This window comes from Desulfosporosinus sp. I2 (assembly GCF_000960765.1).
Lineage (GTDB): Bacteria > Bacillota > Desulfitobacteriia > Desulfitobacteriales > Desulfitobacteriaceae > Desulfosporosinus.
Map to the genome: position 1 here is coordinate 21,240 of NZ_JYNH01000055.1, position 7,578 is coordinate 28,817.

Annotated in this window: 8 protein-coding genes; 1 reads left to right on the forward strand and 7 read right to left on the reverse strand. The window is 41.6% G+C overall.

Annotation, left to right across the window (positions count from 1 at the left end; genetic code table 11):
* Nucleotides 1-93: 93 nt before the first annotated feature.
* From UF75_RS13610 to modA, 3 genes are read right to left on the reverse strand one after another with little or no spacing between them, the layout of a single operon-like run.
* Nucleotides 94-738 carry an ATP-binding cassette domain-containing protein gene (locus UF75_RS13610; RefSeq protein ID WP_045575138.1) on the reverse strand — a complete coding sequence of 215 codons (645 nt, stop codon included), beginning with the start codon at nucleotides 736-738 and terminating at the stop codon, nucleotides 94-96.
* Nucleotides 738-1,430 carry a molybdate ABC transporter permease subunit gene (modB, locus tag UF75_RS13615; protein ID WP_045575139.1) on the reverse strand — a complete coding sequence of 231 codons (693 nt, stop codon included), beginning with the start codon at nucleotides 1,428-1,430 and terminating at the stop codon, nucleotides 738-740. The genes UF75_RS13610 and modB overlap by 1 nt, the downstream gene beginning before the upstream one ends.
* A 21-nt stretch (nucleotides 1,431-1,451) precedes the next feature.
* A complete protein-coding gene (modA, locus tag UF75_RS13620) occupies nucleotides 1,452-2,255 on the reverse strand; it encodes a molybdate ABC transporter substrate-binding protein (RefSeq protein WP_242860236.1) in 804 nt (267 codons plus the stop codon).
* Between the two features lie 229 nt (nucleotides 2,256-2,484).
* Between modA and UF75_RS13625 the strand changes: the two genes are divergently transcribed.
* Entirely contained in the window at nucleotides 2,485-3,444 is a 960-nt protein-coding gene (locus UF75_RS13625) for a helix-turn-helix transcriptional regulator (RefSeq protein WP_045575140.1), read from the forward strand.
* Between the two features lie 267 nt (nucleotides 3,445-3,711).
* Here UF75_RS13625 and UF75_RS13630 read toward each other — a convergent pair whose 3' ends face one another.
* The 4 genes from UF75_RS13630 to UF75_RS13645 all read right to left on the reverse strand — a co-directional run.
* Nucleotides 3,712-4,599, reverse strand: coding sequence for a LysR family transcriptional regulator (locus tag UF75_RS13630; RefSeq protein ID WP_045575141.1), 888 nt, complete (start codon nucleotides 4,597-4,599; stop codon nucleotides 3,712-3,714).
* Nucleotides 4,600-5,024: 425 nt separating this feature from the next.
* A complete protein-coding gene (locus tag UF75_RS13635; RefSeq protein WP_052693244.1) occupies nucleotides 5,025-5,729 on the reverse strand; it encodes a M23 family metallopeptidase in 705 nt (234 codons plus the stop codon).
* A gap of 83 nt (nucleotides 5,730-5,812) precedes the next feature.
* Nucleotides 5,813-6,751: a stage II sporulation protein D gene (spoIID, locus tag UF75_RS13640; protein WP_045575142.1), complete on the reverse strand. Its 939-nt coding sequence runs from the start codon at nucleotides 6,749-6,751 to the stop codon at nucleotides 5,813-5,815.
* A 149-nt stretch (nucleotides 6,752-6,900) separates the two neighbouring features.
* On the reverse strand, nucleotides 6,901-7,578 hold a 678-nt coding region (locus tag UF75_RS13645; protein WP_045575150.1), incomplete at its 5' end, for a UDP-N-acetylglucosamine 1-carboxyvinyltransferase.

Here is a 7,578-nt window from a genome sequence, read left to right on the forward strand (position 1 = left end):
TCCGTAAAAGGATGTCCTCAGTTGGTAAATACTGTGTAGTTATTTAGAGTTGTCTCCCCTCCATACTTTAAACGAATGGGAACGAATTCATTATTATATCTCCTTTTGTTTACCCTGCTCCAACTTGATAATCTGGTCTCCAAGGATTTCTGCTTCTTGAACATCGTGTGTCACTAAAATAAAGGGAATCTGCCATTGGGCTTGGAACCTAAGCAACTCTTGTTGGAGTGTACTCCGCGTATCCTGGTCAAGTGCAGAAAGAGGTTCATCAAGCAACAAAAGTTCGGGCTCGGTCATTAGCGCACGTGCGAGAGCGACTCTTTGTTTTTCCCCCCCCGAAATCTGCTTCGGATAACGGTTGCGCAGATGTTCGATCTTGAGCATCTCTAAGACATTAGAAATGGAAAGAACTTTGTTAGGGTTACTCCCTTTCGAGGGCTTCCCGTACATCACATTCTTCTCAACGGTCATGTGCGGAAAGAGAGCATAGTCCTGAAATACATATCCTATGCGTCGATTTCTAATCGGAATATTTAAACAATTCGCAGAGGAGAAGACGGTCTTGCCATGGATATTAATTTCCCCCCAAGAAGGGGTCTGAAGACCTGCTAAGCACTGCAGGATTGTCGTCTTGCCAGCACCAGAAGGACCCACAAGAGCAAGAATACCATTCCTCACGGAGATATTTACTTCAAGCTCAAAGGTTGGTAATTTTTTTTTAAAATGCGCCTTAAGCATTAAGTAGTACCCCCTTCCGGATTCCGATCGCGTTGAGATCGTTTCCCCCACCGATTCAGTCCATAAATTACCAGAAAACTAAATGCCGTCATAATGATAACCAAGATGCTTGCTTGCCCTGTATCGCCCGCTTCATTGGCAAAGTATATGGCAATAGGCATAGTTTGAGTCTTGCCTGGAATATTTCCAGCAATCATCAACGTTGCTCCAAATTCCCCTAAAGACCGGGCGAAGGCTAAGACTAAACCCGCAATAATGCCATTCCAAGCTAATGGAAGGGTTATAGTGAAGAACACCCTTAGTTCTCTAGCCCCCAATGTACGTGCAGCCTTCTCAAGATTTTGATCAACACTCTCAATCGCGGCCTTTACAGCTTGATACATCAAGGGAAAGGAAACGACAGCAGCTGCTATTACTGCTCCCGCTAAAGTAAAGACAATTCTAGTATGGAACCATTGTTCGAATAACTTACCTAAAGGGCCGTTCTTGCCAAAAACATAAAGCAACATGAAGCCAATAACCGAAGGAGGAAGTACTAAGGGTAAAGTAATAATCGATTCGACAACATCTTTACCCCAGAATTCTCGCTTAGCCATAAGGCCAGCTATTGGTATCGAAGAACAAGTCACAATAATAACGGCGGCAAAGGCAACTTTTAGAGATAAAATAATTGGAATATAGCTGAATTCCATAGGACTCCCCCAGAATCTTGTTTATTTTGCTAAGGTCTTAAACCCATATTTTACAAAGACTTGTTGGGCTTCCGAGCTTTGTAAGTACTTTAGAAAGTCCTCTGCAGCTTGTTTATTTTTAGTAGACGATATGACCGCTGCAGGGTAAGAAATTGGCTTATGACTGCTTGCTGGAACTACAGTTACGACTTTAACTTTTGTCGACCCTTGAGCATCAGATTGGTATACAAACCCTGCCGCCACATTACCTGTTTCTACATAATTCAGGACCTGGGTCACATCCTTAGCCATCACGAACTTAGTGTGTAATGAATCCCAAAGCTTGAGATTTGTTAAGGATTCTTGCGCATATTTTCCAGCTGGTACGGACTCGGGGGTCCCAATACCAATCCCATCAACGCTCGATTTGCTCAGATCTTCTAGGGTCTTAACGTCGCTATTATCCTTCATCGTAACTAAAACTAATTCATTGCCCACCAAGTCAACTTTACTCTCTTTAACTAACAAGTTCTTTTGTTCTAAGGCATCCATCTGTGACTTTCCTGCAGAAATAAAAAGATCAACGGGTGCACCCTGTTCGATTTGTTGTTGAAGAGTACCTGACGCTCCAAAAACTATGGTAAGTTTAACGTCAGGTTTTTTCAGTGCATAAACTTTTTGGAGATTGGTCAATGAATCCTGCAGGCTAGCTGCAGCTGATACCATAATTTCTGTCGGTATAACCTGTGTGACGTTTGATGATGGTTGAGTATTCCCTCCACTACAACCCGTCACAGATAGAATTAACAGAAAACTAAACATCAATACCCATGAAACCTTTTTCACTTGAAGTCCCCCTCACTCGCAAAATTAATAATTATAGTTAACTTCAGTCATGTTTGTTTACGTTAGATTATGTTTAAGATTTAATAGATTTAACATTATGTATCCTAACTAAAACTAACAAAACTCAACTACATTGTCATTATACGATATGATATAATAATTTTGCAATACAATTTTAGTGTGTTTATTATATTCATGAAACTATTCAGAAGGGACAGGTGCGTTTCCTATGTCCAATGATGTTTCTTATACGCCCGAAGAAGTCGCTAAAATCCTTAGGATTTCTAAGTTCACAGTTTATGAGCTAATAAAGCGAGGAGAGCTAACGGCTTACCATATTGGTCGCAAAGTCCGAGTTGAAGGTGCTGATATCGAGACTTATAAACGAAAATCTAAGGGCCTTAATCCTCTGGAATCCCCCGTAACACCCCCATCAGATTTGCCTACCCCGAACGAGCGCTCAAATCATTGTTTTAAATCTGATGAAAGCTTAGTCATCTGCGGTCAAGATATTGTCTTGGACATCTTAACACGTTATTTGGAAAAACAATTTCCGCAGGTTCACTTCTTACGCCGTTATATTGGAAGCATCGACGGGCTCATGGCCCTCTATCGCGGCCTTGCGAACGTTGTTACTGCGCACTTATGGGACAGTGATACCAACGAATATAATACCCCCTATGTTCGAAGGCTTTTACCTGGTCACCCTACTTGTATTATTAACTTGGTTTATCGAATGGAAGGTTTCTATGTTGCCAAAGGAAACCCCAAGCATATAACCACTTGGAGTGACCTAACCAAACGAGATGTTCGTTTTATTAACCGCGAAAGAGGGTCCGGTGCAAGAGTGTTGTTAGATGAAAAACTAAGACTCTCTGGAATTAATCACAAAGATATTCTTGGCTATGGTGATGAAGAAATGACCCACCTTGCCATAGCAAGCAAAGTTGCGCGTGGGGAGGCAGACGTTGGTTTAGGGATTGAAAAGGTAGCTATGCAATTTATCAATCTCGATTTTATTCCTCTGCATAAGGAACGTTATGATTTGGTGATACGACAGGAAGATCGAGAGAGACCACATTTTCAGGCTTTAATGAGTATCTTGCAATCCCCTGCTTTTCGAACCGAAGTGTTGGGAATTGGTGGCTACGACGTATCCCAGATGGGACAGATTATTGCTGAACTATAATCTTCTTATTCATTCATGTTCGTGATGAAACCCTCGTAATTTGGGGTTCAATGTACCCATTTTCATGTTGTACGTTTTAGGAATTGAATAGTTTGCAAGTGTATAAAGAAAACTTGGCTGGCGCCAAGCCTTGGCGAAGGCGGCCGCCTTAGTTGCCCTTATGCTTCCAGAAAGTATATAACGAAGTTATACTTTCTGACTAGTATTAGAAAGGGGTCTAACCGGTTGTTGGTTAGACCCCTTTCTAAATATTTTATTAATAATCCTTTATAATTCAAGAAAACCATGATCACGTAACCAAGATTGGGTACAATCAACTAATTCTTTAGCTGCAGGAGATAGGTCTTTCAAAGAAAGGGCGGCAATTCCTATGATACGATAATTAGGTTTCTCCAAATCGACCACGTGAACGGTTTCGGGTACATTGACCAAAATTAGTTCAGGAAGAATACTGATTCCTAATCCCATTTTCACCATTTCTAAGATGGTCTGTTCTTCCATCAATTCATATTGGATCTGAAGTTTCACTTTGCTTTCATTTAAACTGCGTTTAATATTGTCATCATGTCCCCATTGCGGCATAATAAACGATTGATTTTCGAGTTGACTGAAGGAGATGACTTTTTGATGTCGCAGAGGGTGCTCAGGGGGCAAGATAGCAACCAGTTTGTCTTTTTTTAAAGGAATAACTTCAAATGATCTCGAAGTGGGCAATGACAAAAAGCCAAAGTCAACAGTGCCATTTGATATCCAGTCGTTCATTTCATCATAGCACCCTAGGTATGTTTTAACTTCAATTAGAGGATGCGTTTTATGAAACTGAGATAGAATTCCAGGAAGCCATTGCATAGAAACGCTGGATAAAGTTCCCAACCGAACAGTACCAGTGTTTACGCCTCTAATAGCGGCTGCTTCTTGCCGTAAAAGCTCCTCTTGCTGCAAAATTATTTGTACATGTTTAAGAATTCGTTCTCCATTACTAGTCAAGGTTACACCTGAACGATCTCTTTTGAGTAAAATAAACCCCAATTCAGCTTCGAGAGTGGAAACTGCATAGCTTACGCCTGACTGTGTCATATTGAGCTTTTCAGCCGTTTTAGTTAGGCTACCAACTTCAACAATCGTGTTAAAGATCCCGAATTTTGTAAGCGTCAAGTTAAGCACCTCTCGTACAAAAGTATTCAAAGGACAATATCTATCTCATATGTTTTTGCGTCAATCCCAAATAAGATTAATTCTATGTGTGTTTTGTAGGGTTGTCAATGAGTGCATCAGGAACCTCAAGCGATTGTCCTGCCCCTAATTCGAAAAATGTGAAGCAATGTATATAATGACGAGCTGCCGTGGATCAGGAACAAATGATAAAGCTGGTAGCTCAATCAACTTATATCGATGGATGAACCAACGTACAATTAAAGAGACATTGGTTCCTCGTACTACAGTTAACTATCCTTATATGGTAGAGGAGTGACCTTAATATCCTCTCCAACGACAAAAAAGGCTCTATAAATAGGACATCTATAAAGGATGTCCTATTTTGGTAAATACTGTGATGTAGGGACAATTCATATATCCCATAACTATATCCCTTGAATTTCATTCCCATGCCATAGTTCGTAATGAAGTTGTGGTTGATCACTGACCCCCTCCGCACCCGGATAAATCCCTACTTGGGCTAGTGCCTCTTGCGTTTCTATCGTATCTCCTACTTTTACTCGAAGGTTATCAAGTCCGCCGTACGTAACTGTCCAACCTTCACCACAGTCTAAAGTCACTTTTTGGCCTAGCATTAGATCCAAGCCAGAAAAGGTGACTTTTCCGCCTTGGCTTGCTCGGATCACGGCTCCTTCCGCTACTGCGTAATCAGTCCCTGCATGAAAGAGATAACTTCCTAAGGAAACTGAGTAATAATTACCTGACTTCCGCAGAGGATTCCCAGATACAGGGCATGGAAAATCCTTTAGTTCGTGATGTTTCTCCATGGAATTATCTTTCCCGAGTACGATCATGATTCCATCTCGTATTACTTGGTCTTTTTTGATGCTTATTGAGTTGTCTTTCATTTGGAGTTGTGAAATTATTTTTGAACCATCGATCCTTGTATCCCCAACTGCACGTTCTGATCCTACCAAAACGGTTTGGGTTGCCTCATTGGCTATTTGCGCTCTATTTTGGGAAGATTCTGTCAGTGTAACTCGATATCCTATGTAGATAATTAGACTCCCCATTAGTATGAAAAAGCTCCAAGCCAAAAACCAGCTTGTAGATACTTTGCCACGCTTCATTCGACTCACCTCTATTCTAGCCTTGCCGAATGACTTTTTTTTTAAACAGTTCCAAACTAAATATCTATCGTCTCTTCACTAGTTTATTCCATATACCCTAGCTTCATCAGCTTTGTCCCTGGATAATAATGAGCCAGTATCCCCTCTACATTCTGATCCTTTTTAGCTAAATCATTGGCTCCCCATTGTGACATCCCTACTGCATGTCCATTGCCATAGGTTGTAATGGTAAGGCGATCCGGTTGAATAACCCATTCTAAATCTGTTGAGGCAAGGCCTAGTAAGGTACGAAGTTGGGTAGTTTGGTATACTTTCCCCAACACTCGTACCCTCTTAGCTCTTCCGACCGCCGTTCGATTTATAACTTGGAAATCTCCTGAAGTTAAAGCCCGCGGTGAATCTTTAATTGCTAGTTTCTTAAAAAGTTCTTGAGATGTCCAAGTCATTGTTTTAACATAACGTTGTGGATTTTCTTCACCTGAACTTACATTTTGCAAATATTCTCGGGCTGAACTCCATACTTCTTCCGCTCGCTCGGTGGGCTTTCTTCCGCTACTACTATGGTAAAGAGCATCAATGTAATCCCCTTTTGAAACCAGAACCATTCCGCGCGTAGCACTCACACCCTTTTGCAATTTACTGTGATACCGCCAGTAGTTAAGCCATCCCCACTTATTTTTCATTTCAGAATCGGATAACCAAGCCTGTGTAAGTACCGTGGTATCAACGTCATATTTAACATCAATTGATTTGCTTTGGCTTAACCTTTTGGCAGCATAGGTTCGGGCCGCAATAGCTTGCGCTTTTAGTGCTTCAATCTCAAATTCAGCAGGCATTTCCGCCGCGACCACTCCTACCAGATACTCCTCAAGGGGGAGTGTAACAACCTCTCCATTAGACATTAAAACACGTATTAGCACATCATTCGTTATTTCATCTTTTTGCCAGCGTATAACGCTCCAGGGTATTACAAAAATAATACACAGTGATAATCCAATCAGCCACGCCCATTCTTTTTTCATAATTACCCTCCTGCGGTACAAGCGTTTACTTGAATCTATGCAGAAGGTATTTAGAATATGGCAGACATAAAATACTAAAAGGGCAGTCTTAAAATAGAAATGTCACTTTCTATTTGAGACTGCCCTTATCTTTTTGAAAATATGTTTTGTTAAGACACTTCCGCCTCTTCCTCACGTATAATATTGGCTCCCAAGCGCGAAAGTTTTTCTTCTACTTTCTCGTAGCCCCGATCAATGTGATGAATCCCTCGAATACTTGTTGACCCTTCAGCAGTTAAGGCTGCTAGGATTAATGCCGCTCCGGCCCGTAAATCAGTTGCAGTTACTGGTGCCGCATTGATGCGCTGAACCCCTTGAACTATCGCACTCCGACCCTCAATCTTAATATCCGCCCCCATCCGTTTTAACTCATCGACATGCATAAATCGGTTTTCAAAAACAGTTTCCGTAATTAATCCTGTACCCCTTGCTCGAGTCAAGAACGCCATAAACGGAGCCTGAAGATCTGTGGGAAAACCGGGGTGAACCTGTGTTTTGATATCCACAGAATTATAGACTCCATCTCCACATATGCGTATACTGTCTCCTTCTTCCACCAGACGGATTCCCGCTTCCTCCAGTTTGGCGATTAAGGGCTTAAGATGATCCGAAATCACATTTTGGACTAGGACGTCACCCCCAGTAGCCGCCGCTATGAGTAGATAACTTCCTGCCTCAATGCGATCCGGTATCACGGTATGAGTAGTACCATGAAACTCACGGACTCCCTCAATATGAATAATACTAGTACCTGCACCACGGACTTTTCCACCCATCTCGTTTAAAAA